General features: G+C 73.1%; 21 protein-coding genes and 1 pseudogene. 9 read left to right on the top strand and 13 right to left on the bottom strand.

Annotated elements, in window-relative coordinates; all coding sequences use genetic code 11:
• Positions 1 to 102: 102 nt before the first annotated feature.
• Positions 103 to 1,290 (bottom strand): FAD-dependent oxidoreductase, encoded by a 1,188-nt coding sequence (locus tag ACFYPM_RS18260; RefSeq protein WP_387197869.1) that lies wholly within the window; start codon positions 1,288 to 1,290, stop codon positions 103 to 105.
• 15 nt (positions 1,291 to 1,305) lie between these two features.
• Positions 1,306 to 2,478: a prolipoprotein diacylglyceryl transferase gene (gene lgt, locus ACFYPM_RS18255; RefSeq protein WP_387197866.1), complete on the bottom strand. Its 1,173-nt coding sequence runs from the start codon at positions 2,476 to 2,478 to the stop codon at positions 1,306 to 1,308.
• 101 nt (positions 2,479 to 2,579) lie between these two features.
• Between lgt and ACFYPM_RS18250 the strand changes: the two genes are divergently transcribed.
• A complete protein-coding gene (locus tag ACFYPM_RS18250) occupies positions 2,580 to 3,170 on the top strand; it encodes an NUDIX hydrolase (protein ID WP_387197863.1) in 591 nt (196 codons plus the stop codon).
• Between the two features lie 61 nt (positions 3,171 to 3,231).
• On the opposite strand, the gene trpA is transcribed toward ACFYPM_RS18250, so the two are convergent.
• Genes trpA through trpC form a run of 3 tightly spaced genes read right to left on the bottom strand, consistent with a single transcriptional unit; the run spans position 3,232 to position 6,113 of the window.
• Positions 3,232 to 4,035, bottom strand: coding sequence for a tryptophan synthase subunit alpha (gene trpA, locus ACFYPM_RS18245; RefSeq protein WP_387197860.1), 804 nt, complete (start codon positions 4,033 to 4,035; stop codon positions 3,232 to 3,234).
• 1 nt (position 4,036) lies between these two features.
• Complete coding sequence (trpB, locus tag ACFYPM_RS18240) at positions 4,037 to 5,275, bottom strand: tryptophan synthase subunit beta (protein ID WP_387197857.1); 1,239 nt, start codon at positions 5,273 to 5,275, stop codon at positions 4,037 to 4,039.
• Between the two features lie 34 nt (positions 5,276 to 5,309).
• Positions 5,310 to 6,113, bottom strand: a complete 804-nt coding sequence (trpC, locus tag ACFYPM_RS18235) for an indole-3-glycerol phosphate synthase TrpC (protein ID WP_357251431.1) — start codon at positions 6,111 to 6,113, stop codon at positions 5,310 to 5,312.
• Positions 6,114 to 6,600: 487 nt separating this feature from the next.
• Between trpC and ACFYPM_RS18230 the strand changes: the two genes are divergently transcribed.
• A complete protein-coding gene (locus ACFYPM_RS18230; protein WP_387197854.1) occupies positions 6,601 to 6,870 on the top strand; it encodes a hypothetical protein in 270 nt (89 codons plus the stop codon).
• 28 nt (positions 6,871 to 6,898) lie between these two features.
• On the opposite strand, the gene ACFYPM_RS18225 is transcribed toward ACFYPM_RS18230, so the two are convergent.
• The 4 genes and pseudogenes from ACFYPM_RS18225 to ACFYPM_RS18210 form a co-directional block, all read right to left on the bottom strand.
• Positions 6,899 to 7,489 (bottom strand): Trp biosynthesis-associated membrane protein, encoded by a 591-nt coding sequence (locus tag ACFYPM_RS18225; protein ID WP_387197851.1) that lies wholly within the window; start codon positions 7,487 to 7,489, stop codon positions 6,899 to 6,901.
• A gap of 55 nt (positions 7,490 to 7,544) precedes the next feature.
• Positions 7,545 to 9,098, bottom strand: coding sequence for an anthranilate synthase component I (locus tag ACFYPM_RS18220; RefSeq protein ID WP_387197848.1), 1,554 nt, complete (start codon positions 9,096 to 9,098; stop codon positions 7,545 to 7,547).
• A gap of 58 nt (positions 9,099 to 9,156) precedes the next feature.
• Positions 9,157 to 9,588, bottom strand: a complete 432-nt coding sequence (hisI, locus tag ACFYPM_RS18215) for a phosphoribosyl-AMP cyclohydrolase (RefSeq protein ID WP_387198054.1) — start codon at positions 9,586 to 9,588, stop codon at positions 9,157 to 9,159.
• 180 nt (positions 9,589 to 9,768) lie between these two features.
• Positions 9,769 to 10,092: pseudogene (locus tag ACFYPM_RS18210) on the bottom strand (phosphoribosyl-AMP cyclohydrolase); the annotation flags it as partial.
• Between the two features lie 557 nt (positions 10,093 to 10,649).
• Between ACFYPM_RS18210 and ACFYPM_RS18205 the strand changes: the two are divergent.
• The 3 genes from ACFYPM_RS18205 to ACFYPM_RS18195 all read left to right on the top strand — a co-directional run bounded on the left by ACFYPM_RS18205 (position 10,650) and on the right by ACFYPM_RS18195 (position 12,848).
• Positions 10,650 to 11,405: an ABC transporter ATP-binding protein gene (locus ACFYPM_RS18205; protein ID WP_387197845.1), complete on the top strand. Its 756-nt coding sequence runs from the start codon at positions 10,650 to 10,652 to the stop codon at positions 11,403 to 11,405.
• Complete coding sequence (locus ACFYPM_RS18200) at positions 11,402 to 12,157, top strand: ABC transporter permease (protein WP_357251158.1); 756 nt, start codon at positions 11,402 to 11,404, stop codon at positions 12,155 to 12,157. Before ACFYPM_RS18205 ends, ACFYPM_RS18200 begins: the two co-directional genes overlap by 4 nt.
• A gap of 94 nt (positions 12,158 to 12,251) precedes the next feature.
• The gene (locus tag ACFYPM_RS18195; RefSeq protein WP_387197842.1) at positions 12,252 to 12,848 is read left to right on the top strand and encodes a TetR family transcriptional regulator; all 597 of its coding nucleotides are present in this window, start codon (positions 12,252 to 12,254) and stop codon (positions 12,846 to 12,848) included.
• A 123-nt stretch (positions 12,849 to 12,971) separates the two neighbouring features.
• Here the strand turns inward: ACFYPM_RS18195 and ACFYPM_RS18190 are convergent, their stop codons facing one another.
• From ACFYPM_RS18190 to ACFYPM_RS18180, 3 genes are all read right to left on the bottom strand, one after another.
• Positions 12,972 to 13,721, bottom strand: a complete 750-nt coding sequence (locus ACFYPM_RS18190; RefSeq protein ID WP_387197840.1) for a DUF2470 domain-containing protein — start codon at positions 13,719 to 13,721, stop codon at positions 12,972 to 12,974.
• Between the two features lie 92 nt (positions 13,722 to 13,813).
• Positions 13,814 to 15,595 (bottom strand): ABC transporter ATP-binding protein, encoded by a 1,782-nt coding sequence (locus tag ACFYPM_RS18185; RefSeq protein WP_387197837.1) that lies wholly within the window; start codon positions 15,593 to 15,595, stop codon positions 13,814 to 13,816.
• Between the two features lie 55 nt (positions 15,596 to 15,650).
• Positions 15,651 to 17,540, bottom strand: a complete 1,890-nt coding sequence (locus ACFYPM_RS18180; protein ID WP_387197834.1) for an ABC transporter ATP-binding protein — start codon at positions 17,538 to 17,540, stop codon at positions 15,651 to 15,653.
• A gap of 173 nt (positions 17,541 to 17,713) precedes the next feature.
• Here ACFYPM_RS18180 and ACFYPM_RS18175 point away from each other — a divergent pair, with 173 nt between their 5' ends.
• The 3 genes from ACFYPM_RS18175 to ACFYPM_RS18165 all read left to right on the top strand — a co-directional run bounded on the left by ACFYPM_RS18175 (position 17,714) and on the right by ACFYPM_RS18165 (position 21,383).
• The gene (locus ACFYPM_RS18175; protein ID WP_387197831.1) at positions 17,714 to 18,343 is read left to right on the top strand and encodes a TIGR03085 family metal-binding protein; all 630 of its coding nucleotides are present in this window, start codon (positions 17,714 to 17,716) and stop codon (positions 18,341 to 18,343) included.
• A gap of 127 nt (positions 18,344 to 18,470) precedes the next feature.
• A complete protein-coding gene (locus tag ACFYPM_RS18170; RefSeq protein WP_387197828.1) occupies positions 18,471 to 19,418 on the top strand; it encodes a terpene synthase in 948 nt (315 codons plus the stop codon).
• A gap of 138 nt (positions 19,419 to 19,556) precedes the next feature.
• Positions 19,557 to 21,383, top strand: coding sequence for an AMP-dependent synthetase/ligase (locus ACFYPM_RS18165; RefSeq protein ID WP_387198051.1), 1,827 nt, complete (start codon positions 19,557 to 19,559; stop codon positions 21,381 to 21,383).
• A gap of 67 nt (positions 21,384 to 21,450) precedes the next feature.
• Here the strand turns inward: ACFYPM_RS18165 and ACFYPM_RS18160 are convergent, their stop codons facing one another.
• Entirely contained in the window at positions 21,451 to 22,908 is a 1,458-nt protein-coding gene (locus tag ACFYPM_RS18160) for a PLP-dependent aminotransferase family protein (RefSeq protein ID WP_387197825.1), read from the bottom strand.
• Between the two features lie 59 nt (positions 22,909 to 22,967).
• Between ACFYPM_RS18160 and ACFYPM_RS18155 the strand changes: the two genes are divergently transcribed.
• Entirely contained in the window at positions 22,968 to 23,639 is a 672-nt protein-coding gene (locus ACFYPM_RS18155) for a YitT family protein (RefSeq protein WP_387197822.1), read from the top strand.
• Positions 23,640 to 23,641: the final 2 nt, after the last annotated feature.

The raw sequence follows: 23,641 nt of genomic DNA, 5'->3' as shown, positions 1-23,641 counted from the left end.
TGCGGAGCGGGGCGCGGGGTGCGGGGTGCGGAGCGCGGAGCGCGGGGTGCGGAGCGCGGGGTGCGGAGCGCGGGGTGCGGAGCGCGGGGTGCGGGGTGCGGGTCAGGCCGGGGGACGCCACTGGGCGGCCGAGGCGGCGGCGCTGGAGAGCAGCCGCGTGTTGATTGTGCCGAGTGCGGCGTCCCGGGCGCGCAACGCCAACCGGCCCCGGGCCTGGAGCACCGCCGACATCCGCCGGGTCTGCCGGACCACGGTCGTGGCCCGGGGGCGACGAATCCGGTCGTACGCCTGCACCGCGTCGGGCAGTCGAGCCTCGCGCAGCAGCGAGGCGAGCGTGGCGGCGTCCTCGAACGCGAGGCAGGCGCCCTGCCCGAGGTGCGGCGGCATGGCGTGCGCCGCGTCGCCGAGCAGCACCACCCCGCCCGGCCCGACTCCGAAGCCGTACGCACGGGGCAGTGGACGCAGCTCGCGGACCTCCTGCTGGACCAGGTCGGCCGGGTCGGTGGCGTCGAGCAGCGCGCCGATCGGGGGGGGCCAGCCCGCGTACCAGCGGCGCAGCAGGGCGAGCTGGGTCTCCGGGGGTTCCGGGCGAGGGGCGCCGGCGGCAGTGGCCACCCAGTAGATCCCGCCCCGGGTGGACCCACCCGAGGAGCCGCGCTCACCCAACGACGCGGCCACGAACCGGTAACCGGCACCGAGGATCTCACCGACCAGCGGTTGGTCGTCGGGCAGCCGCGGCGCCTGGTACCAGGGAATGACGGCCCGCCACGCGGCGCAGCCGGAGCTGACCACCCGGGACTCGGGCGCGAGTTGGCGGCGGATGCCGCTGTCCGTGCCGTCGGCCGCGACCACCAGGTCGGCCTCGATGGTCTGCCGCCCGTCGCTGACTCCCGGTCGCTCGCCCGGCTCGACGCGGACGTGGCGCACGGTCACGCCGGTACGCAGCTCGACCCGCTCACCGAGGCCCGCGATCAGCGCGTCGTGCAGGTCTTCGCGGTGCACCACCACCGGCATCCGGTCGGCCGGGATGGGCCGGGGCTGCACGAGCCAGTGCCCGTCCGGGCGACGGACCCCGCCGTCGGACAGCGGGGTGGCGATGGCGGTCAGACCCGCGCCGAGGCCGAGGGCCTGCAACGCGCGGACGCCGTTGGGCCAGAGCACCACGGCGGTCGGCTCGGGGCGAATCCGCTCGGCGCGTTCCAGCACGGTGACCTGCCAGCCCGAGCGGGCCAGCGCACCGGCCACCGCGAGGCCACCGACCCCCGCGCCGACCACCACCGCGCTTCGCATCGGTGCCGCCCCCGCTCAGCTGTCCCGGTCGGTGGGCCGCACGCCTGCGGCGTCGGCCCGGTCGGTACGCGCACCCGACGGGTCGTCCACCGGCTCGTCGTCGGTCGACGGGCCGTCGACCGGCGCCGCGTCATCGAGCGGCTCGGCGCCCTGGTCGGTGGCCGGCTCCGCTGGGATGACGCCGGTGTCCTGCCAGGCGGCGTACTGCTCCTCGCTGACCACCCGGTAGCCCTCCGGGGCGGTGGCCCGCGCGGGGGTCTCCCGCTCCGAGAGGTCGATCTGGGACAGGTCGGAGGTGGGAGGCGGGGTCGGCGTCGCCACCGCGCCGAGCGGGATCAGGTAGTCCCGTGGGCCGCGCACCCGGACGAAGTAGATCAACGCGCCGAGGAAGACCAGGCCGGCGGTCCAGACGTTGAGTCGTACGCCCAGAATCTGGTTGGCCTCGTCGGTGCGCATCATCTCGATCCAGAACCGGCCGACGGTGTAGCCCATCACGTAGAGGGCGAACGCGCGACCACGACCCAGCTTCAGCCGGCGGTCCAGGAGAAGGACCAGGGCGACGACGCCGAGGTTCCACAGCGCCTCGTAGAGGAAGGTCGGCTGGTAGAGGCCGGGTTCGAGGATCGGCTGCCCGGCGTCGTCCCGTAGCGCGTGCCCGGGGTTGTCCGGATCCATCCGGTGGATCTGCAGGCCCCACGGCAGGGTGGTGCGGGCACCGAACAGCTCGTTGTTGAACCAGTTGCCGAGCCGGCCGACCGCCTGGGCCAACGGCAGCCCGGGGGCCAGCGCGTCGGCCACCACGCTGAGCGGGATGCCCAACTGCCGGGCGGCGATCCAGGCACCGACCGCGCCACCGGCGACGGCACCCCAGATGCCGAGACCGCCCTCCCAGATGGCGAAGGCCTTCATCGGGTCACCGCCGGCGCCGAAGTATTTCTCCGGTGAGGTGATCACGTGGTAGACCCGGGCGCCGATGATGCCGGCCGGCACCGCCCAGACGGCGATGTCGAGTACCGCGCCGGGCGCGACGCCGCGCTGCCGCAGCCGGCGCTCCGTCACCCAGCAGGCCAGCACGATGCCGGCGATGATGCAGAGCGCGTACGCCCGGATCGGCACCGGCCCGAGTTGCCAGACCGCGGTGCTGGGACTGGGCAGGGCCGCCTGGGGGGACAGCGAGGCGAGGGTCACGGGTGCACACGCTACCGCTGCACACCCCCGTAGCGGCACCCCGGGCACGGGAGCCCGCATCTCGGTGACTTCTGGTTTGCGCCCCCGTACGCTCTTTGTCCATGAGCGCGCTCACCTGGGCGGTCGCCGCGGTCGTCACCGACGACACCGGCCAGGTGCTGCTCTGCCAGCAGGGCCGGGGAGAACGCCGCTACGCGTTACCCGGTGGGCGGCTGCGTCCGGCGGAGAGCCCGGCGCGGGCTGCCCTACGGGACATTCGCGCGGAGACCGGCTGGGAGATCGAGCTGGTCGACCTGGTCGGCGTCTACCACCTGGGCGGCCCCACCGGGCAGACGTCGCCCGGGCGCGTCGGGCCGCTGCCCGACGTACTCGTGCACGTCTTTCGGGCGTCCGCCACCGACGGCCGGCCGCCGGCCGACCCACTGCCGGGTTGTCGGTTGTCCTGGCACTCCCCCGACGCGCTGCCCGAGGCGGTCACCCCGCTCACCCGGGCCGCCGTCGCCGACGCGAGCGCCGGCCGCTCCGGCATGCTCCGCGACGTCCCGCCGCTGCCCGGCGCCACCGAGATCTCGCCGCCAGCCGCTCGCCCAGCCGAGCAGGGCCGAACGGCGACCAGCCAGGACGGGCGGTCAAGAGCGGCGCAGCCACCCGAGCAACGCGGCGTGGCTGCGGACCCGTCCCGGCGCTACTGACGAACCCGTCGGCGGCCCGAGGCCCGGCGCAGGGTCGCGGAAACCCTCGCCGCCGGTGGGGTCAGCGGGTGGGGTTGCGGACGCCCTCGGCGAGTTCGGCACTGAGGGCACGCAGGGCAGCCAGCCCCTCCGCCTCGGTGGGCGCGTCGAGCAGACACCTGATCAGGGCACTGCCGACGATCACCCCGTCGGCGTAACCGGCGACGGTGCCGGCCTGCGCACCCGTGCCCACGCCGAGACCGACACCCACCGGCAGGTCGGTGACCTCCCGGACCCGGGAGACAAGCGTCGGCGCGGCGTCCGAGGTACGCGCCCGGGCGCCGGTGACACCCATGACCGCTGTCGCGTAGACGAAACCACGGCAGTGCGACACGGTCATCGCCAGCCGCGCGTCGGTGGACGACGGGGAGACCAGGAACGTGCGGTCCAGTCCGTGTGCGTCCGAGGCGGCCAGCCACTCGGCCGCCTCGTCGGGAATGAGGTCGGGAGTGATCAGGCCGGTGCCACCGGCGGCGGCGAGGTCACGGGCGAACACGTCCACGCCGTACCGTTCGACCGGGTTCCAGTAGGTCATGGTGACCACCGAAGCGCCGGTGGCCGCCACCGCCTCGATGATGCGCAGGGTGTCCCTGGTGCGGACGCCGCCGGCCAGCGCGATGTCGCTGGCCTTCTGGATCACCGGCCCGTCCATCACCGGGTCGGAGTAGGGAATCTCCACCTCGATGACGTCGACACCGGCCTCGACCATGGCGGTCATCGCGGCGATGCTGCCGTCGACGCTCGGGAAACCGGCCGGCATGCAGCCGATCAGCAGGGCCCGTCCGTCGGCGCGGGCCTTGTCGAAGGCCACCCCGATCCGGCTCATCTCACTGCTCCTTGTCGAGGATGCCGAAGTAGTCGCCGGCGGTGTGCACGTCCTTGTCGCCCCGACCGGAGAGATTGACCACGATGGTCGGCTCCCGACCCAGCTCGGCGGCGAGCTTCGGACCCAGCGCGACGGTGCCGGCGAGCGCGTGGGCGCTCTCGATCGCCGGGATGATCCCCTCCGTGCGGCACAGCAGCTCGAAGGCGGCCATCGCCTCGACGTCGGTGACCGGGAGGTAACTCGCCCGGCCGGTGTCGTGCAGCCAGGCGTGCTCGGGTCCCACGCCCGGGTAGTCCAGACCGGCGGAGATCGAGTGCGACTCCAGCGTCTGCCCGTCGGCGTCCTGCAACACGTAGGTGCGGGTGCCGTGCAGGACACCGGCCGACCCACCCGTGATGCTCGCCGCGTGCCGGCCGGTGGCCACGCCGTCGCCGCCGGCCTCGAAGCCGTACAGGCGCACGTCGTCGTCGCCGACGAACGCGTGGAAGATGCCCAGCGCGTTGGAGCCGCCGCCGACGCAGGCGGTGACCGCGTCCGGCAACGCGCCGGTCAGGTCGAGGCACTGCTGACGGGCCTCGTCACCGATGCCCCGCACGAAGTCGCGGACCATCGCCGGGAACGGGTGCGGACCGGCGGCGGTGCCGATCAGGTAGTGCGTCTCGTCGACGTTTGCCACCCAGTCGCGCATCGCCTCGTTCATCGCGTCCTTGAGGGTGCGCGAGCCGTTGGTGACCGGAACGACGGTGGCGCCGAGCATCCGCATCCGGGCAACGTTGAGCGACTGCCGCTCGGTGTCGACCTGGCCCATGTAGACCACGCACTCCAGGTCGAACAGGGCGGCGGCCGTCGCCGTGGCCACGCCGTGCTGGCCGGCGCCGGTCTCGGCGATCACCCTGGTCTTGCCCATCCGCTTGGTGAGCAGCGCCTGGCCGAGCACGTTGCGCACCTTGTGCGCGCCCGTGTGGTTGAGGTCCTCGCGCTTGAGCAACACCCGCGCCCCGACCTTCGCGGAGAACCGCCGGGCCTCGTAGAGCAGCGACGGCGTGCCCGCGTAGTCGCGCAGCAGCGCGCCGAACTCGGCTCGGAAGGACTCGTCCGCCATGGCCGTGCGCCACGCCCCGTCGAGCTCGTCGAGCGCGGCCACCAGTGCCTCGGGAACGAACCGACCGCCGAAGCGGCCGAAGTGGCCGGCGGAGTCGGGCTGCGGGCCGGCCACCGGGGCCAGCGCGTCGGCGCTCATCGGAAATCCTCTCGGTGGGGCGTTCGGTGCGAGGTCAGCGCACCGGCCGGGGCGTTGCCGGGTGGTTACCCGCGTTGACCAGCTCGGCGACCGCCTCGCGAGGGCTCTTCTGCGTGACCAGGCCCTCACCCACGAGGACCGCGTCAGCACCCGCGGAGGCGTACCGGATCAGGTCGTGCGGACCACGAACGCCGGACTCGGCGATCTTGACGACGCTGCTGGGCAGGCCCGGCGCGATCCGCTCGAACACCGACCTGTCGACCTCCAGGGTACGCAGGTCACGGGCGTTGACCCCGATCACCTGAGCGCCCGCCTCCAGCGCGCGGTCGGCCTCTTCCTCGTCGTGCACCTCGACCAACGCGGTCATGCCCAGCGACTCGATCCGCTCCAGCAGGCCCATCAGCACGTTCTGCTCGAGCGCGGCGACGATCAGCAGCACCAGGTCGGCGCCGTGCGCGCGCGCCTCGTGGATCTGGTAGCTGGAGACCACGAAGTCCTTGCGCAGCACGGGCACGCTGACCGCGGCCCGAACGGCGGCCAGGTCGTCGAGTGAGCCACCGAACCAGCGCCCCTCGGTCAGCACGCTGATCGCCCGCGCCCCACCGGCGGCGTAGTCGACCGCCAGGTCGGCTGGATCGGCGATCTCGGCCAGCCGCCCCTTGGACGGCGACGAGCGCTTCACCTCGGCGATCACGGCGACGCCGGGCTTACGCAGCGCCGCGTACGCGTCCAACGGCGGCGGCGCCGCCGCTGCCAGTTCACGGATCCGCTCCAGCGGAACCTGCTCCTGGCGTCGGGCGACGTCCTCACGCACGCCAGCCAGAATCTCGTCGAGCACGCTTACGGACGCTGCCTGACCGGCCTCGTCCCCCTCCGCGTGCGCATGCTCAGCAGTCACCAACGGACTCCCCTCTCCGGGCGTCATGGGCCGATGCTAGGGGCAGCCGACCGACGCCGAATGCCGGGGGTATGGCGCTGCTCACGAAAAGGGCTGCGGCATAATGGCCGACTTGCCGTGAACGGTATGTCACGCAGCGCAACCTCCCGTATCGACAATCGCAACGCGGTATGGAGCCTGGCGGCCGCGGTCAGACCGTGCCGATGCATCGATCATGCCACCAGTTCCCGGCCCGTGCCCGACGACAACGGCGTCAGTCGATGTTGTGAGCAATCTCAAGGCCGAACGGACGGCCCCTGGTCACGGCCGAGGCGGGACAGTTGACCCGGCGGTCACGACGGCGAAACGTCAGCCGGCCAGCATCGTCCTCGGGCAGACTCGATGATGCGCCTGCCCCGACCGTCGCAACTCCTCGTGCGAGGTGACCATGAGCATGTCCGAGCCGCAAGCGACAATCGGCCTGACGACCATCTCGCGGACGGTGGCGTCGCTCGCCGTCGGGGTGGTGCACAGCGTGGAACGGGCCGTGGTGGGCGAGGGGCGGATGCGCACGGCGCGTGGCAACGCCTGGGAGGCGGTCTGCGCCGACCGTGCCCGCGCCGACCAGCGCGCCGAACTGAACCGCCTGGTGGCCGAACTGACCGCCGCGCGCGCCGCCAGCCAGCGACCGCGGCGGGACCGTCAACCGGTCGGCTGACACCCACCTGTCGTAGCGGCCGCCGCCCTCACTCGGCCGTCGGGTCCTCACCCCGATCCAGCGCGTCCCACGCCTCGGTGGTCCGTCGCCCGGCCATCGGCGCGGGCGACTCCGACGCGCCGGTCGGCGCGGGCGCGGCCTGCGGGGCGGTGCGGGCCGGCCGTTCGTAGCGGGCACCCATCGCGGGCCAGCCGCCACCGCGTAGCGCCGTCCAGAAACCGCCCGCAGCGGCCAGCAGGCCGCCGAGCAAACAGAGCACCGGCCACTGCCGGCTCACCGACCCGTCGACGTCCACGCCCAGCCCGTACCCACCGCCGGCCGCCACGGCCAGAGCGAGCACACCGAGCAGCGCACCGAGCACCTGCCGCAGCCGACCCCGGGTAGCCAGCAGCGCGCCACCGCCGGCCAACGTCACCAGGGCCAACGCCGGCAGCCAGGGCAGCAGCCCGGCACCGCTTCGCGTGTCGCGGACCGGCGGCAGCGGCGCCGGGCGCACGGTCAGCTCGACCGACCAGGTCCGCGTTGCGGCCCACAGCGCCAGGGCCGCGCCGACCAGACAGAGAAGTACGGCGTACGTCAACTCACGCCGGCCCACGACGGACCGCTCACCAGCCCTCATCGGGCTGGCTTTTCGTTCGCGACTGCGGGGCTCCGCTGCGCTGCACTCCTCGCGCTCACCGGGCGGGCCGCAGGGTCTCGGCGGCGGCGATCGCCGCCAGTACGGCGGCGGCCTTGTTCCGCGTCTCCTGGTCCTCGGCGGCCGGGTCCGAGTCGGCCACCACCCCGGCACCGGCCTGCACGTAGGCGCGGCCGTCACGGATGAGCGCGGTCCGGATGGCGATCGCCATGTCCAGGTCGCCACCGAAGCCGAAGTAGCCCACCGTGCCGCCGTAGAGGCCCCGGCGGACCGGCTCCAACTCCTCGATGATCTCCATGGCCCGCACCTTCGGCGCACCGGAGAGGGTCCCGGCCGGGAAGGTCGCGGCCAGCGCGTCGAACGCGCTCTGGTCGTCACGAAGCGTGCCGGTGACGGTGGAGACGATGTGCATGACGTGGCTGTACCGCTCGATGGTGGCGAACTCGGGCACCTCGACGCTGCCGGGCTGACACACCCGGCCCAGGTCGTTGCGGCCGAGGTCGACGAGCATCACGTGCTCGGCCCGTTCCTTGGGGTCGGCGAGCAGCTCCGCGGCGAGCACGGCGTCGGCGGCGGGGGTGCCGCCGCGCGGCCGGGTGCCGGCGATCGGGTGCAGCAACGCCCGACGCCGCCCGCCCGCGCCGCCGGTGACCTTCAGGTGCGCCTCCGGGGACGAGCCGACGATGTCGAACCCGTCGAAGCGCAGCAGGTACATGTACGGGCTGGGGTTGCTGGTGCGCAGCACCCGGTAGACGTCCAGCGGGTCGGCGTGCGTCGAGCGCTCGAAGCGCTGGGAGAGCACGATCTGGAAGCACTCACCGGCCCGGATCGCCTCCTTGGCGGCCTCCACGGCCTTCGGGTAGCCGCCGTCGGGCGTACGGCAGAGCACCTCCCCGGCCGGCGGACGCTCGACGGTGGAGATCATCGGCGGGATGGGCCGGGACAGCGCCGTGGTCATCGCGTCGAGTCGGCCCACCGCGTGGTGGTACGCGGCGGCGACCTGCGGGGCGCGGTCCGGGGCGTCCAGCGGCGGCAGCACCGCGTTGGCGACCAGGATCGCCGAGCCGTCGTAGTGGTCGAGCACCACCAGGTCGGTGGCGAGCATCATGCCCAACTCCGGCACGCCGAGGTCGTCCTCGGTCAACTCGGGCAGCCGCTCGAAGCGGCGGACCAGGTCGTACCCGAGGTAGCCGACCATGCCCCCGGTCAGCGGCGGCAGACCGTCGGACGGGTCCCCGACCGGGCCGGCGAGCGCCGCCACCGTCTCCCGCAGCACCCGCACCGGGTCACCGCCGGTGGGCAGCCCCGCCGGCGGCGTGCCGAGCCAGGTCGCGACGCCGTCGCGCTCGACGAGGGTGGCGCTGCTGCGTACGCCGATGAACGAGTACCGCGACCAGGCCAGGCCGGCCGAGCCGACGCCCTGCTCGGCCGACTCCAGCAGGAACGTGCCCGGTCCACCGGCCAGCTTCCGGTAGACCCCGACCGGCGTCTCCGCGTCGGCGAGGAGCCGCCGGGTCACCGGCACCACCCGCCAGTCGGCGGCCAGTTCGGTGAATGTGCCCAGGTCGGGGCTGACGGTGCCGTCGGTCATGGCTGGGTCTGCCTTTCGTTCGCGGCTGCGGGACTGCGCCGGGCTGCGCCGCGCGCGCTCACCGTGCCTCCGGGGAGGTGACGGGCAACTCGGTGAAGAAGCAGGTCCGATGGCCGGTGTGGCACGCCGCGCCGACCTGGTCCACGCTGACCAGCAGCGCGTCTCCGTCGCAGTCCAGCGCGACCGATCGGACGTACTGGTGGTGCCCGGAGGTGGCCCCCTTGACCCAGTATTCGCGTCGGCTGCGCGACCAGTAGGTGGCCCGACCGGTGGTGAGGGTGCGGTGCAGCGCCTCGTCGTCCATCCAGGCGACCATCAGCACCTCGCCGGAGTCGTGCGCGCGGACCACCGCGGCGACCAGACCGTCGGCGGTACGGCGCAGTCGGGCGGCGATGGCCGCGTCGAGTCGGGACGGGCGAGCCCACCCGGGGGCCACCGGGTCGCTCGGAGCGCTGGGGACGCCGGTCGCCGGCGAGTCAGGTACGGACACAGTGTCCAAGTGTCCCGCACGTGGCGCGGGCACCGGTGACCGCTCCCGGCAGGGCTGCGGCGCGGGTCCGGCCGGCCGGGCCAACTGGGCCACGTAACGGTCCAGCCGGCCGTCGAGCAGGGCGGCGGCCAGGTCCGCACCGGCCGCCTCGGCGATCTCCTCGGCGTACGGTCGGATCAACGGCAGGGTGCCGGCGACAAGCCGGACGGCGGCGGCCCACAGTTGGCCGGTGGCGCCCGGTCGGAGCCCGAGGCAGAGCAGCATGTCCGCCCGGTAGCCCGGTGGGGCCACCGGCAGGTCCAGCGCCGCCGCGAAGGCCGCCCGGCGGGAGTGGACCCGCACCGACGGGTTCGCGGGGCGCAGCACCGATGGGCAGAGTCGGGCCAGGTCGGCGACGGCGAGCCGGACCCCGAGGCGGTCGTGGGCGGACCGGGCGGCCGCTGCCTTACCGAGCGTGGCGATCAGTTCCTCGAGTCGGGGTGGTTCGGCGGGCTGGCAGAGCACCGGCAGGTCGATCCGGGGTCGCCAGTGCGGGTCGGCCCAGAGCAGCCGCGCCGGCGCGGTGACCGGCAGCCCGAACGCCCAGTCGGCCGGTTCGCCGAGCCGGTGCACCCAGGAGCGGACGTCGCGGGCGGCGACCGAGACGTGGGTGACCCGACCTGCGGATTCGGCCAGGTACGCCTGCCGCGCCGCGTACGGCGCGCCGCCGACCAGCACGTCGAGGTCGACGTCGCTGTGCGCGGTGGCCGCTCGGCGGGCGTGGCTGCCGCGCAGCAGGATGCCGACGACCGGCCGCTCGACGGTCTGCCGCAACCGCGCGGCCCAGTCCTCAAGAAAACCGCTATTCGGTAACGGAGCGTGACCCACGGCGCCATCGTGCCGTACGCCCGATCAGTGCGCAATGCCCGTTGGCGGACTCGCTGTCCGGTCCGAAGCCTACTGCCCGTTCTCCTGCTCGGCGCACGGTAGTTAGCCGATCGTCGGTTCCGGCCGTTGCACCGGAGGCAGTATTTCATCTAGCGTTGAGTTCAACACCTGATGAGTTTCTTGGGAGGCACGTGATGGACGACGCGATTGCCGTCCGCGACCTGGTCGTCGACCGGGGCGGGCGGCGGGTGCTGGACCGCATCAGCTGCCGGGTCCCCCGTGGGGCCGTCACCGGGCTGCTCGGCCCCAGCGGCAGCGGCAAGACCACGTTCATGCGCGCCGTGGTCGGGGTGCAGGTGGTCAGCGGCGGCACGGTCACCGTGCTGGGCCAACCGGCGGGCACCCCGGCGCTGCGGCACCGGGTGGGTCACCTGACCCAGGCGCCGAGCGTCTACGCCGACCTGACCGTCCGGGAGAACGCCCGCTACTTCGCGGCCCTCTACGGGCGCGGGCGGGTCGAGGCCGACCGGGCGATCAGCGATGTCGGCCTGGCCGAGGCCGCCGGTCAACTGGTCGCCACCCTCTCCGGCGGTCAACGCAGCCGGGCCTCGCTGGCCTGCGCCCTGGTCGGGGAGCCGGAGCTGGTCATTCTCGACGAGCCGACAGTCGGTCAGGATCCGGTGCTGCGGGCCGACCTGTGGGCCCGGTTCCACGCGATGGCCGCCGCGGGCACCACCCTGCTGGTGTCCAGTCACGTGATGGACGAGGCGGCCCGCTGCGACCGGTTGCTGCTGATCCGCCGGGGACGGTTGATCGCCGACGACAGCCCGGCCGCCATCCGCGCCGCCGCCGGTGTGGACGATCTCGACGAGGCGTTCCTGCGCCTGATCCGGGCCGGCGAGGCGGGTCCCACCACCACCGTTTCGAACGCCGCACAGGAGCAGTCATGAACCCCCGGATCCTGGCGGCCACCACCGGCCGCATCCTGCGTCAGCTCCGCCACGACCGGCGGACGATCGCGCTGCTCGTGGTGGTGCCGGCCGTCCTGCTCACCCTGGTCTACTTCATGTACGCCGACCAGCCGACCCCACCCGGCCAGCCGACGACGTTCGACCGGGTCGCGCTGGTGATGCTGGGCATCTTCCCCTTCGTGATCATGTTCCTGGTGACCAGCATCGCCATGCTCCGCGAACGCACCTCAGGCACCCTGGAACGTCTGCTCACCACACCGCTGGGCAAGCTCGACCTGCTCTTCGGGTACGGCATCGCGTTCGGGCTGGCCGCCGCCGTGCAGGCGGCCGTCGCCGCCGCCGTCGCGTACTGGGTCTTCGACCTGGAGACCGCCGGCAGCATCGGACTGGTGATCGGGATCGCCGTCGTCGACGCCGTGCTCGGTGTCGCCCTCGGGCTGCTGTGCAGCGCCTTCGCTCGTACCGAGTTCCAGGCAGTACAGTTCCTGCCAGTCGTGGTGGTCCCCCAACTGCTGCTCTGCGGGCTGTTCGTGGCCCGTGACCAGATGGCCGGCTGGCTCCAGGCACTCAGTGACGCCTTCCCCCTCTCGTACGCCATCGAGGCGTTGCAGGAGGTCGGCGCCCACGCCGAGCCGACCGGCACGATGTGGCGGGACGTGGCGGTGGTGCTCGGTGCGGTGGTGCTGGCGCTGGTGCTCGCGGCGGCCACCCTGCGCCGACGCAGCGGCTGACCGCTCGCGCCGGGGCGGCGGCCAGCGCGGCAGCCGACCCCGGCGCGGGCAGGGCCGGCCCACCACGGGCCAGGCGGACGAACGAAGGGCGGCGATGACGCGGCGAACCGGCCGGCGACCCGGCAAACCGGGCACCCGGGAGGCGATTCTCGACGCGGCGCGGACGGCGTTCGCCGAACGTGGCTTCGACGCCGCCTCGATCCGGGCCATCGCCGGCGCGGCGGAGGTCGACCCGGCGCTGGTGCACCACTACTTCGGCAGCAAGGACCAGCTCTTCCTGACCGCGATGGACTTTCCGGTCGACCCCGCTCAGCTGGTGCCGAAGGTGCTCGCCGGTGACCGGGACGGCGCCGGCGAGCGAATGGTGCGCATCTTCCTCGGCGTCTGGGACTCCCCGAGCGGCAGCGCCGCGCAGGCGCTGCTGCGCTCCGCGGTGAGCAACGAGTGGACCGCTCGACTGCTGCGTGAGTTCGTCACCACCCAGGTGCTGCGCCGGGTGCTGGAAAACCTCGACGTCGATCCGGCCGAGCTACCGCTGCGCGGCTCCCTGGTGGCCACCCAGATGATCGGCCTGGCCATGATGCGGCACGTGGTGCGCCTGGAGCCGGTCGCCTCGGCGGACCCGGAAACCCTGGTCGCGGCGATCGGCCCGACGATCCAGCGCTACCTGACCGGCCCCCTGCCCGGCTAACCCCGCACCCTCCCGCACGCCCCCTCGCGATCTTGCACTTTCTGTCCCGACGAAAGGGACACAACTCATCTAACGGCGACCGAAAGTGCAAGATCGGCGCGGCGGGGGTGGGGGTGGGGTGGTTCAGCGCGGGGGGTGGGTGGTGGCGGGGAGGCGCAGCGGTGGCAGCAGTCGCGGCAGGTCGGCCGGGTCGGCCACCGGGCCGGGAAAGGCCAACCGGATCCGCCGTCGGGCGCCGGGGTGGCCGAGGGCGACCACCAGCCCGTAGCGGTCGATGCGCACCACCCGGGGCGGCCCGTCGAGGGTCTGCTCGGTCAACCCGAGCTGCCGGCGCAGGTACGCGGTCACCTGGGCGCCGTGGCGCTCGGCGAGGTCGGCGAGCAGACGCGCCTCGACCGGGTGCACCGGATCCGGCTCGGCCTCGGCGTACTCTCCCGGGTCGATCCGGCGCACGGCGCCGGCGCGCTCCCAGCGGACCTCGACCACCTCGAAGCGGAACAGCCGGAACCGGGTGCCCAGGTCGAGCAGGTCGCCGGTCGGCTCGACCGCGGCGAAGTCGAGCGCCGCCCGGCGGGCCTCGTCGCCGTGCAACTCGCCCGCCCAGCCGGAGACCCAGGCGCGACCCAGACCTGGCGCACCGGCGGCGGGCGGCAGGTCGAGCACGTCGAGCACCACCGCGACGTCGCTGGCCCCGGCGACCGGCTGGAGTGCGGCGGCCAGGTGGCTGGCCACCGGCACCAGCAGCAGCACCCGCCCGTCCGGGTCGGTCACGTGCCGGGCGTGGTGCGGGCCCGGCCGGTGCGCGAGATGGACGAGACCGGGCAGGCGGCCGGCGACGAGGGTACGGACGATCTCGGCGGGTTTGGGCCGCATGGCGCGACCTCCTTCGAAGGTTAGGCTTACCTAACCCGGAGCCTAGAGCACCCGACCGTCGGCGTCCACCACCCTCGCGTGGCCGGGACAGCTCACCGGGTCTGCTCCAGCCACGAGGCATAGAGCAGGCCATATACCGAGTCGGCGTCGCGGACCAACTCGTCGTGCGGACCGCGCTGCACCACCCGCCCCCGGTCCACCACGATCACCTCGTCGGCGGCCTGCGCCGTGGAGAGCCGGTGCGCGATCGCGAGGGTCGTCCGGCCCCGGGTGACCGCGTCCAGGGTGCGTTGCAGGCGCACCTCGGTCGCCGGGTCCACGGCGCTAGTCGCCTCGTCCAGCACCAACAGGTCCGGATCGGCCACGTACGCGCGGGCCAACGCGACCAACTGCCGCTCACCGACGCTGAGCGCCTCGCCGCGCTCCCCGACCGGCGTGTCCAGACCCGCCGGGAGACCCTCCAGCCAGTCCGACAGGCCCAGCTCGGTGAAGGCCGCGCTCAGCTCCTCGTCGGTCAGCTGCGGCCGGGCGAACCGGACGTTGTCCCCCACCGTCGCGTCGAAGAGGAACCCGTCCTGCGGCACCATCACCACCCGGGAGCGCAGCGAGTCGAACCGCACCTCCGCCAACGGCACCCCGGACAGCAGCACCGCCCCGGCCGACGGATCCATCAGACGGGTCAGCAACTTGGCGAAGGTGGTCTTGCCGCTGCCGGTCTCGCCGACCACCGCCACCCGACTCTTCGCCGCGATCTCCAGGTCGATGTCGTGCAGCACCGGCGGGCCACCCGGATAGGCGAACCGCACACCGGCGAACCGGATGTCCAGCGGCCCGGCCGGCAGCTTGCGCCCCTGCTCCCCTGGATCGGCCACGTCGGGGGCGACGTCCAGCACATCCAGCACCCGACGCCAGCCGGCGATCGCGTTCTGCGCCTCGTTGAGCACCTCGGTGGCGATCTGCACCGGCTGGATGAAGAGCGTCACCAGGAACAGGAACGCGGTCAACTGGCCGATCGACAGCGTGCCGTCCACCCCCAGCGTCACCCCGAGCACCACCACACCCGCCAGCGCGAGCCCCGCCGCCAACTCGCCGACCGAGCTGCCCACGATGCTGATCCGGATCGCCCGCTGCTGCGCCAGACGCTGCGCGTCGATCGCCTCGTCCAACCGCCGCTCGGTGCGGCCCGCGATCCCGTACGCCCGGATCACCGGCGCGCCGACCACGCTCTCGCCGATCGTGCCGAGCAGCGTGCCGGTGCGCTGACGCACCGTCGCGTACGCCGAGCCCAGCCGCTGCTGCAACTGCCGGATGACGAACACCGCAGGCAGGAACGCGGCCAACACCACGAGGGTCAACTGCCAGGAGTACGCGAGCATAACGGCGGTGGTGACCACCAGCTGACCGAGGTTGACCAGCAGGATCACCCCGCCCCACTGGAGGAACTGGGTGATCTGGTCGACGTCGCTGGTGACCCGCGAGACCAACGAGCCCCGCCGCTCCGACTGCTGGTGCAACATCGACAGGTCGTGCACGTGCCGGAACGCCCGCGTCCGGACGTTTGCCAGCGCCGTCTCGCTGACCGTGAACAGCCGGCGCATCATCAGGTAACCGCAGACCGTCGTGACCGCCAGGATCGCCGCGGTGACCGCCACCACCGTCCACACCACGTCGAGGTTCAAACTACCGACGAGGCCGCGGTCGATGCCCTGCTGCACGGCGACCGGCACGGCCACCCGACCAACCATGTAGACCAACGCCAGCGCCAGGGTGCCGGCCAGGCCGGTCCGCAGCTCCGGAGAGAGCGCCAGGCCCCGGCGCAGGGTCTGCCAGGTCGTCTCGTCCCGATCAACCCGTTCATCAGTCTTGACGCTCACCGGACCCGCCTTTCGTTCGCGACTGCGGGGCTCCGCTGCGCTGCACTCCTCGCGCTCACCGGTCCACCTCGATCTCCAGGCCCGAGGGCACCGGCACGACCTCGTCGCCGTACGCGCTCTCCTGCGCGCGCTCGACCTCCGCCTGCTCGTAGGCGGTGACCAGGTCGACGTAACCGGGCACGCTGGCCAGCAACTCGCTGTGCGGGCCCCGGGCGAGCACCCGCCCCTGCTCCACGTAGATGACCTCGTCGGCGAGCGCGATGGTGGCCCGGCGGTACGCCACCACGAGGATCGACGCGACCGGCACCCCCGGCTCGGCGGTCGACGATCGCAGCCCGGCCAGGATGGCTGCCTCCACCCGCGGATCCACCGCGCTCGTCGCGTCGTCGAGCACCAGCAGGCGCGGCCGGCCGGCCAGCGCGCGGGCCAGGGTGAGCCGCTGCCGCTGCCCGCCGGAGAGCGACGTGCCCCGCTCGCCGACCATGGTGTCCAGACCGTCGGGCAGCGCGGCGACGAACCCGTCCGCCTCGGCCAGCCGCAGCGCCGCCCAGACTGCCTCGTCGTCGATGCCGGGCCGGTCGAGGGCGATGTTGGCGCGTACCGAGTCGTCGAAGACGAACGGCACCTGGGCGACCAGGGCCACCGTGCCGGCCAGCGAGGCGGCGGTCAGCTCGCGCACGTCCACCCCGTCCAGGGCGACGGTGCCGGAGTCCGGGTCGACGAGGCGTACCGCCAGCGAGGCGATCGTGGACTTGCCGGCGCCGGTGGGCCCGACCAGGGCCACCGTCCGACCGGCTGGCACCGTGAAGCCGACCTCACCGAGGACCTGTGCGCCGACCTCGTGCGCCTCGGCCGGCGGGTAGGAGAAGTGCACGTCGGTGAAGGTGAGGGTCGCCGCGCCGGCGCCGGCGCTGGCCGGGTCGAGCACGCGCTGGCCGTACGGCATCTCGCCGGTGGCGTCGAGCACCCGGCGCACCCGGTCCCAGCCGGCGACGCTGCGCGGCAGCTCGGCCAGGACCCACCCGATGGCCCGGACCGGGAAGGCCAGCACGGTGAAGAGGAAGGCGACGCTGACCAGCTCGGTGACGCTGATGGCGCCCTGGCGCAGCCGGAACGCCCCGACCACCAGGACGGCGAGGGTGCCGAGGCTGGGCAGCGTCTCCAGCAGCGGGTCGAAGATGCCGCGCAGCCGGCCGACCGCGATCAGCGAGTCGCGCAGCTCACCGGCGCGGCCCGCGAACCGGGCGGTCTCCTGGGCCTCGCGGCCCATCGTCTTGACCACCAGGGCGCCGTCGAAGCTCTCGTGGGCGATCGCGCTGACCTCGGCGCGCAGCCGCTGCGCCCGGGCCTGGCGGGGGGCCATCCGGCGGGAGTAGACGACGTTGAGGGCGAACAGCGCGGGGAAGACCGCGAGCCCGACCAGGGCCAGCGCCCAGTCGGTGGCGAAGAGCGACACGATCGCGCCGACGAGCATCACCAACGTGCCGACGGCGAACGGCAGCGGCGCGATCGGGTACCAGGCCGCCTCCACGTCCGAGTTGGCGTTGGACAGCAGGGTGCCGGTGGAGTTGCGGTGGTGCCAGGACAGCGGCAGCTCCAGGTAGCGACGGGTGACCCGGCGGCGGTAGGAGGCCTGGAGGCGGTACTGCATGTAGCCGGCACCGAGCCGACGCCCGAAGATGCCCGCCACCCGCAGCACGCTGATCCCGAACAGCGCGGCCGCGGCCAACGCCAGGGTGCCGGCGCCCACCTCGCCCCGGGCGATGGCCGGCAGCGCCACCTCGCCGATGACCGTCCCGACGACCCGCGCGCTGAGGATGATCATCCCGCCGAACAGCACGCTGCCGACGACCGCGACCGTGAAGATCCGGGGCTGCTCGCGGATCGCCTGCCGCAGGACGCCCAGCCCTCGGCTGAGCACATCCCGACTTGTCTTGCTCGCCACGCTCTCCCCCGCCGTAAGCCGCAATTATCTCCCTCATCCTTACCGGTCCGGGCCAGCGCTGCCGACCCGGACCGGATATGTCGACCGTCACGTACCGGGTGGCGACGAGCGGCCGGCGACGGGCCAGCGGCCGGTATCGCGCGCCGACGAGCCGACGAGCCTACGATCGGCGCATGCCGCGGTACGCCCGAGCCGAGCGCGAGGCGCTGGCCGATCTCCTGCTGGCCCTCGGGCCGGACGCCCCGACGATCAACGAGGGGTGGGCGACCCGTGACCTCGCCGCGCACCTGGTGCTGCGGGAACGCCGCCCGGACGCCGCCGGTGGGATCATGCTGCCGCCGCTGCGCGGCTACGCCGAACGGGTGCGTGGCCGACTCGCCGCGCGGCCCTACCCGGAGCTGGTGGCGCAGGTACGACGGCCGCCGCTGTGGAGCCCGGTCAGCAACCCCCTGACCGACGAGTTGGCCAACACGATGGAGTTCTTCATCCATCACGAGGACGTGCGGCGGGCCAGCCCCGGATGGCAACGGCGCGACCTGCCCGCCGGCCTGCAGAGCGCCCTGTGGAAGCGTGCCGCCCCGCTGGCCCGGCTGACCCTGCGCCGCTTCCCGGCGGACCTGTACGTGCAGGCGCCCGGCCACGGCGAGATCTCCGTCGGTCGGGGTGGGGAGCCGCTGCGGTTGGTCGGCGCCCCCGCCGAACTGGTCCTATTCCTGTCCGGCCGACAGCGGGTGGCGAAGGTCCAACTGGACGGGCCGACGGACGCCGCGCGTCGGCTACGCGCCGCCAAGCTGGGCATGTGACTCCCTGAGCTGAAGCGGTCACCAGTCAAGTGTGGCGTTGCCCACACCCAGCGAAACACGCTGATGTCCCCTCCCGTACGCTTCACCGCGCCGCTCCGCGCCGGGCGGTATGAAGTGGGGGCGCACTGTGCGGAATTTCGCGATTTCGGCGCTGCGGGAGCCTCCCTTCCGCGCGGGGCGCCACGCGGCTGCCGAGCAGGTGGGGAGCGAGAGCGTCGAGTGGGCGCGGGCGTTCGGGCTGGTCGATTCCGGCCAGCGGGTGCGTCGGTTGCAACGGGCCGACGCCGCCGGCCTGGCCGGCCGAGCCTGCTCGGACGGGTCGGTGGACGGGCTGCGCCTGCTCACCGATCTGATCAGTTGGCTCTTCGTGATGGACGACGCCTGCGACGAGGACGGCCTCGGCGCCGACCCGGCCCGGCTGGGGCCGGCGATCAGCACCCTGATCGACGTGCTGGACCGCTGCGGCGACCCGGACGTCGTACCGCCCGCCGTCGGGCCGCTCGGTGACGCGCTGCACGACCTGTGCCGCCGCACCCGGCTGCACGACAATCCCGCCCTGCTGTTGCGGTTCGTCAGTCAGATGCGGGAGTACCTGCTGGCATTGCTCTGGGAGGCGGCCAACCGAGAGCGTCGGCGGGTACCCGAGGCGGCGGAGTACGTCCAACTGCGGCGGCACATCGGTGGCGTACGCCCGTGCCTCACGCTCACCGACCTGGCGGCGGCCCAGCCACTCGGGTCGACCCAGCACGCCCATCCGGCGCTGGTCACCCTGGATCTGCTGGCGGTCGACCTGGTGTGCTGGTGCAACGACCTCTTCTCCTACGGCAAGGAGAGTCAGGTCGACCCGGACGCGCACAACCTGGTGACGGTGCTCGCCCGCGCCAGCGGCGCGGATGAGGCGAGCGCGCTGCGGGCCGCGGCGGACCAGTTCAACCAGGGGCTGGCCGCGTACCTGGATGTCGAGAAGTCGCTGCTGGCCGACGGGGACGACGGCATGCGCCACGCGCTCGCGGCACGGCGGAACTGGGTCCGTGCCACCTACGACTGGTCAGTCGTTGCCGACCGGTACGCCTGATTCGACCGTACCGGTTCGGTGGCTGGGACGGCCGGACGATCACCGGGGCTAGCCGACGCACCGCGCCAGGCAATACTCTTCGGTAACCATCATGACGTGACGACCGTCACGCCACCACCCCCGAAGGCGGCTACCGCGATGGCTCTCGATGTACCGTACCGTTCCATCCCGGACATGTTTCTCAAGCGCGTGGCGGCCACCCCCGACCGGCACGCGTTCGCGTCCCCGAACGCCGACGACTCGGGGCCGGTCTGGTTGACCTGGGCGCAGGTCGGCCAGCGCGCCACGGCGGTCGCCGCCGGTCTGCACGGCCTGGGCGTCGGCCAGGAGGACCCGGTCGCGATCCTCGCCAACACCCGGCTGGAATGGGTGATCGCCGACCTCGGCATCATGTGCGCCGGCGGCGCGACCACCACCGTCTACCCGACCACCGAGCCGGCCGACGCGAAATACATCATCGCCGACTCCGGGTCGAAGGTGCTGTTCGCGGAGAACCCGGCCCAGGCGGCGAAGATCGCCGGGGCGACCCTGCCCGCGCTCACCCACGTGGTGCTCCTCGACGGCGCCGTCGATCCGAACGCCCCGATCGCGCAGTTGACGCTCGCCGACCTGGAGGAGCGCGGCACCCAGGCGCTGGCCGCCGAGCCGGAGCTGATCGACATGCTGGTGGCCGGCATCGGGCCGGACCACCTGGCCACCCTGATCTACACCTCCGGCACCACCGGCCAACCCAAGGGCGTCGAGCTGCTGCACGGCGGCTGGTGCTGGCAGGCCGTGGCGCAGACCGCGGGCGAGCTGATACGCGACGACGACCTGCAGTACCTGTGGCTGCCGCTCGCCCACTCGTTCGGCAAGACCCTGCTCTGCGGCGCCATCCACGTCGGCCTGCCCACCTACGTCGACGGGCGGGTGGACCGGCTCGTCGATCTGCTCTCGGTGATCCGCCCGACGCTGATGTGCGGCGCTCCCCGCGTGTTCGAGAAGGTCTACAACAAGGCCGTGACGACCGCGCAGGGCGCCGGCGGCGCGAAGGCGAAGATCTTCGCCTGGGCCGTTGGCGTCGGCAAGGAGAAGGTCACCCTGGAGCAGGCCGGCAAGCCGGTGCCGGGCGGGTTGAAGCTGCGCTACGGGCTGGCCGAGAAGCTGGTGTTCAGCAAGCTCCAGGCCCGCCTGGGTGGCCGGATACGGGTGCTGGTGTCCGGCGCCGCTCCGCTCAGCCCGGAGATCGCGACCTTCTTCGCCGCCGCGAACCTGCCGATCTCCGAGGGCTACGGGCTGACCGAGACCAGCGCCGGCAGCTTCGTCAACACTCCGGCGGGTCTGCGGATCGGCACGGTGGGCCGGGTGATGGGCGATCTGGAGTGCCGGATCGACACCGACGGGGAGGTCCTGCTGCGCGGTCGGCCGGTGATGCGTGGCTACCACAACCTGCCGGAGGAGACCGCCGCCGCGTTCACCGAGGACGGCTTCTTCCGTACCGGTGACATCGGCACCCTCGACGAGCAGGGCTACCTGCGGATCACCGACCGCAAGAAGGACCTGGTCAAGACCTCGGGCGGCAAGTACATCGCGCCCTCGCACATCGAGGGGATGTTCAAGGCCGTCTGCCCGTACGCCTCGCAGGCGGTCGTCGTCGGTCAGGCGCGCAACTTCTGCACGATGCTTGTCAGCCTGGACCCGGACGCGATCCGGAGCTGGGTCGCCGGCGGCCCCCTCGAAGGCCGCAGCTACGCCGAGATCGTCGCGTCGGCGGAGGCCCAGACGATGGTCGAGGAGTACGTCGCCCAGCTCAACGCCAAGCTCAACCGCTGGGAGACGATCAAGAAGGTGGCCATCCTGCCGCGCGACCTGACGATCGAGGACGGCGAGATCACCCCGTCGTTGAAGATCAAGCGGCGTGGTGTGGAGAGCAACTTCGCGGGCGAGATCGACAAGATGTACGCCGGCACCCTCGCCGAGCTGTGACGCGTCGCCGGTGGCCCCGCACCCACGCTCGGGTGCGGGGCCACCGGCGTTCGTGGCAGCGAGGCGCTCAGGCGATGACGGCCGGCTCCCGCCACCGCTGCGGCCCGGTCCGGTCCAGGTCGTAGCGGACCGCGGCGATCCGCCCGACGGCCTCCACGAGGTCCGCGGCGGGCAGGGTGAACGGCAGCCGCAGGAAGCGTTCCAGCGTGCCGTCCAGGCCGAACCGGGGGCCGGGCGCCAGCCGCACGCCGACCTCCTCGGCGGCCCGCGCCAGCGCGCTGGAGACCGGGCCGTCCAGCTCGGCCCAGAGCGTCACGCCACCGGTTGGCACGGTGACCCGCCAGTCCGGCAGCCGGTGCGCCAACGCGCCGAGCAGGGCGTCGCGCTGGCCGGTCAACTGGACGCGGCGGTCGGCGACGATCTCGGCGGCGTCGGCGAGCAGGTGCACCGCGACCAGTTGGTCCAACACCGGGCTGGCCATGTCCACCCCGACCCGGACGGCGGCCAGCCGCTGCACCTGGGGCGCGGAGGCGCGCACCCAGCCGATCCGCAGGCCACCCCAGTAGGGCTTGCTCATCCCCCCGATGCTGATCACCCGACTGTGCCGGTCGTAGACGGCGACCGGGGGCGGCACCTCGGTGCCGTCCAGCGCGAGATCCACGAAGGACTCGTCGACGATCAGGTCGGTGCCGACCGCGTGGGCGGCGGCCACCACCCGCTCACGAAGGGCGGCGGGCATCAGGTGGCCCGTCGGATTCTGGAACTCCGGGATCAGGTAGGCCAGCATGGGCCGGGTCTGCCGGAGACTGCCCAGCAGCAGGTCGGGCTCCCACCCACCGCCGTCGGTGGCCAGGCCGTGGGTGGTGATCCGGGCCCGTCGCCCGGCCAGCGCGGCGAGGGCGTTGGGGTAGGTCGGGGACTCGACCAGGACGTTGCCGCCGGGGGTCAGCGCGAGTCGCAACACCAGGTCCAGGGCGTGCTGGGTGCCGCTGGTGACCATGATCTGGTCGGCCGACGTCGGCAGACCCCGAGCCGTGTACGCGCCGGCCACCGCCTCGCGCAGCTCGATGATGCCGGTCGGGTGGTAGCCGGCCCCGCCCAGGTATCGAGGCAGGTCCTCGGCTGCCGCTCGGGCCGCCGTGAGGAGTTGCGGCGGGGCGGCCAGCGCGGCGACGCCGAGGTCGAGCATGTCCCGGTCGTCGAGCGGGGTCCACAGGCCGGTGCTGGCCACCCGGTGGTTGCCGGGCAGCATCGTCCAACTGCCGGCGCCCCGGCGGCTGGCCAGGTGCCCGGTCTCCCGCAGTTGCCGGTACGCGGCGGTGACCGTGGTCCGGCTGATCCGCAGCGCCTCGGCCAGCTCCCGTTCGGCCGGGAGCCGGACGCCCAGCGGCAATCGGGCGTCGGCGAGCAGACCGCGCACCGCGCCGGCCAGAGCCGCGTAGTCGGGGCTGCGCCGTCGGCCCGGCAGGGCGTGCCACTGACCGAGCAGACGGGCCAATTGGACACCGCGTACCTGCCCAGCCATGACCACTCCTCGAATATTGGCTTCTTCCTCGACGAAGATTGGCACCTACAGTGGCATGCATGGCACTGATTGGCAATCTGCGGCAGCGGCCGGTCCGGCGGCTGGTCCAGCTCTACCTCGGGCTCGCCCTCTACGGCGTCAGCATGGCCCTGATGATCCGCTCCCACCTGGGCCTCGACCCCTGGGACGTGTTCCACCAGGGGCTGTCCAAGCTGACCGGCCTCTCCTTCGGCACCGTCACCATCGCCGTCGGCGCGCTGGTGCTGCTGCTCTGGATCCCCCTGCGGCAGCGGCCCGGCCTCGGCACGGTCAGCAACGTCGTGGTGATCGGCCTGGTCGTCGACGCCACCCTGGCCCTGCTGCCCGGGGGTGGCCCGCTCGGCGTCCGGATCACGATGCTGGTCACCGGGATCGTCGCCAACGGCGCCGCCACCGCCCTCTACCTCGGCGCCCGGCTGGGACCCGGCCCTCGCGACGGCCTGATGACCGGGTACGTGGCCCGCCGGCCCGGCCGCTCGGTCCGGCTGGTGCGCACCGTCATCGAGGTCACCGTGCTGGCGCTCGGCTGGCTCCTCGGCGGCACGGTCGGTGTGGGCACCGTCGCGTACGCGCTGGCCATCGGGCCGTTGGCCCAGTTCTTCATCCCGCTGTTCGCCGTGCCGGAGGGCACCACGCCGGACAGCGCCGCGCCCCCGCCCGCTAACGCCGCGCCGGCCACCCCCGCCGGCTGAAT

Origin of the sequence: Micromonospora sp. NPDC005203, from assembly GCF_042872705.1 — a bacterium.
Lineage (GTDB): Bacteria > Actinomycetota > Actinomycetes > Mycobacteriales > Micromonosporaceae > Micromonospora.
The sequence above is the reverse complement of the archived record's forward strand: the minus strand, read 5'-3'. Positions and strand labels throughout refer to the sequence as shown.

Coding starts and splice junctions, on each gene's coding strand:
- ACFYPM_RS18175 (WP_387197831.1), top strand. CDS start 17,714: ATGCCGCGGTACGCCCGAGCCGAGCGCGAGGCGCTGGCCGATCTCCTG.
- ACFYPM_RS18260 (WP_387197869.1), bottom strand. CDS start 1,290: ATGCGAAGCGCGGTGGTGGTCGGCGCGGGGGTCGGTGGCCTCGCGGTG.
- trpB (WP_387197857.1), bottom strand. CDS start 5,275: ATGAGCGCCGACGCGCTGGCCCCGGTGGCCGGCCCGCAGCCCGACTCC.
- ACFYPM_RS18250 (WP_387197863.1), top strand. CDS start 2,580: ATGAGCGCGCTCACCTGGGCGGTCGCCGCGGTCGTCACCGACGACACC.
- ACFYPM_RS18205 (WP_387197845.1), top strand. CDS start 10,650: ATGGACGACGCGATTGCCGTCCGCGACCTGGTCGTCGACCGGGGCGGG.
- ACFYPM_RS18190 (WP_387197840.1), bottom strand. CDS start 13,721: ATGCGGCCCAAACCCGCCGAGATCGTCCGTACCCTCGTCGCCGGCCGC.
- ACFYPM_RS18160 (WP_387197825.1), bottom strand. CDS start 22,908: ATGGCTGGGCAGGTACGCGGTGTCCAATTGGCCCGTCTGCTCGGTCAG.
- ACFYPM_RS18200 (WP_357251158.1), top strand. CDS start 11,402: ATGAACCCCCGGATCCTGGCGGCCACCACCGGCCGCATCCTGCGTCAG.
- ACFYPM_RS18225 (WP_387197851.1), bottom strand. CDS start 7,489: ATGAGGGCTGGTGAGCGGTCCGTCGTGGGCCGGCGTGAGTTGACGTAC.
- ACFYPM_RS18230 (WP_387197854.1), top strand. CDS start 6,601: ATGAGCATGTCCGAGCCGCAAGCGACAATCGGCCTGACGACCATCTCG.
- ACFYPM_RS18165 (WP_387198051.1), top strand. CDS start 19,557: ATGGCTCTCGATGTACCGTACCGTTCCATCCCGGACATGTTTCTCAAG.
- trpA (WP_387197860.1), bottom strand. CDS start 4,035: ATGAGCCGGATCGGGGTGGCCTTCGACAAGGCCCGCGCCGACGGACGG.
- ACFYPM_RS18195 (WP_387197842.1), top strand. CDS start 12,252: ATGACGCGGCGAACCGGCCGGCGACCCGGCAAACCGGGCACCCGGGAG.
- ACFYPM_RS18220 (WP_387197848.1), bottom strand. CDS start 9,098: ATGACCGACGGCACCGTCAGCCCCGACCTGGGCACATTCACCGAACTG.
- ACFYPM_RS18155 (WP_387197822.1), top strand. CDS start 22,968: ATGGCACTGATTGGCAATCTGCGGCAGCGGCCGGTCCGGCGGCTGGTC.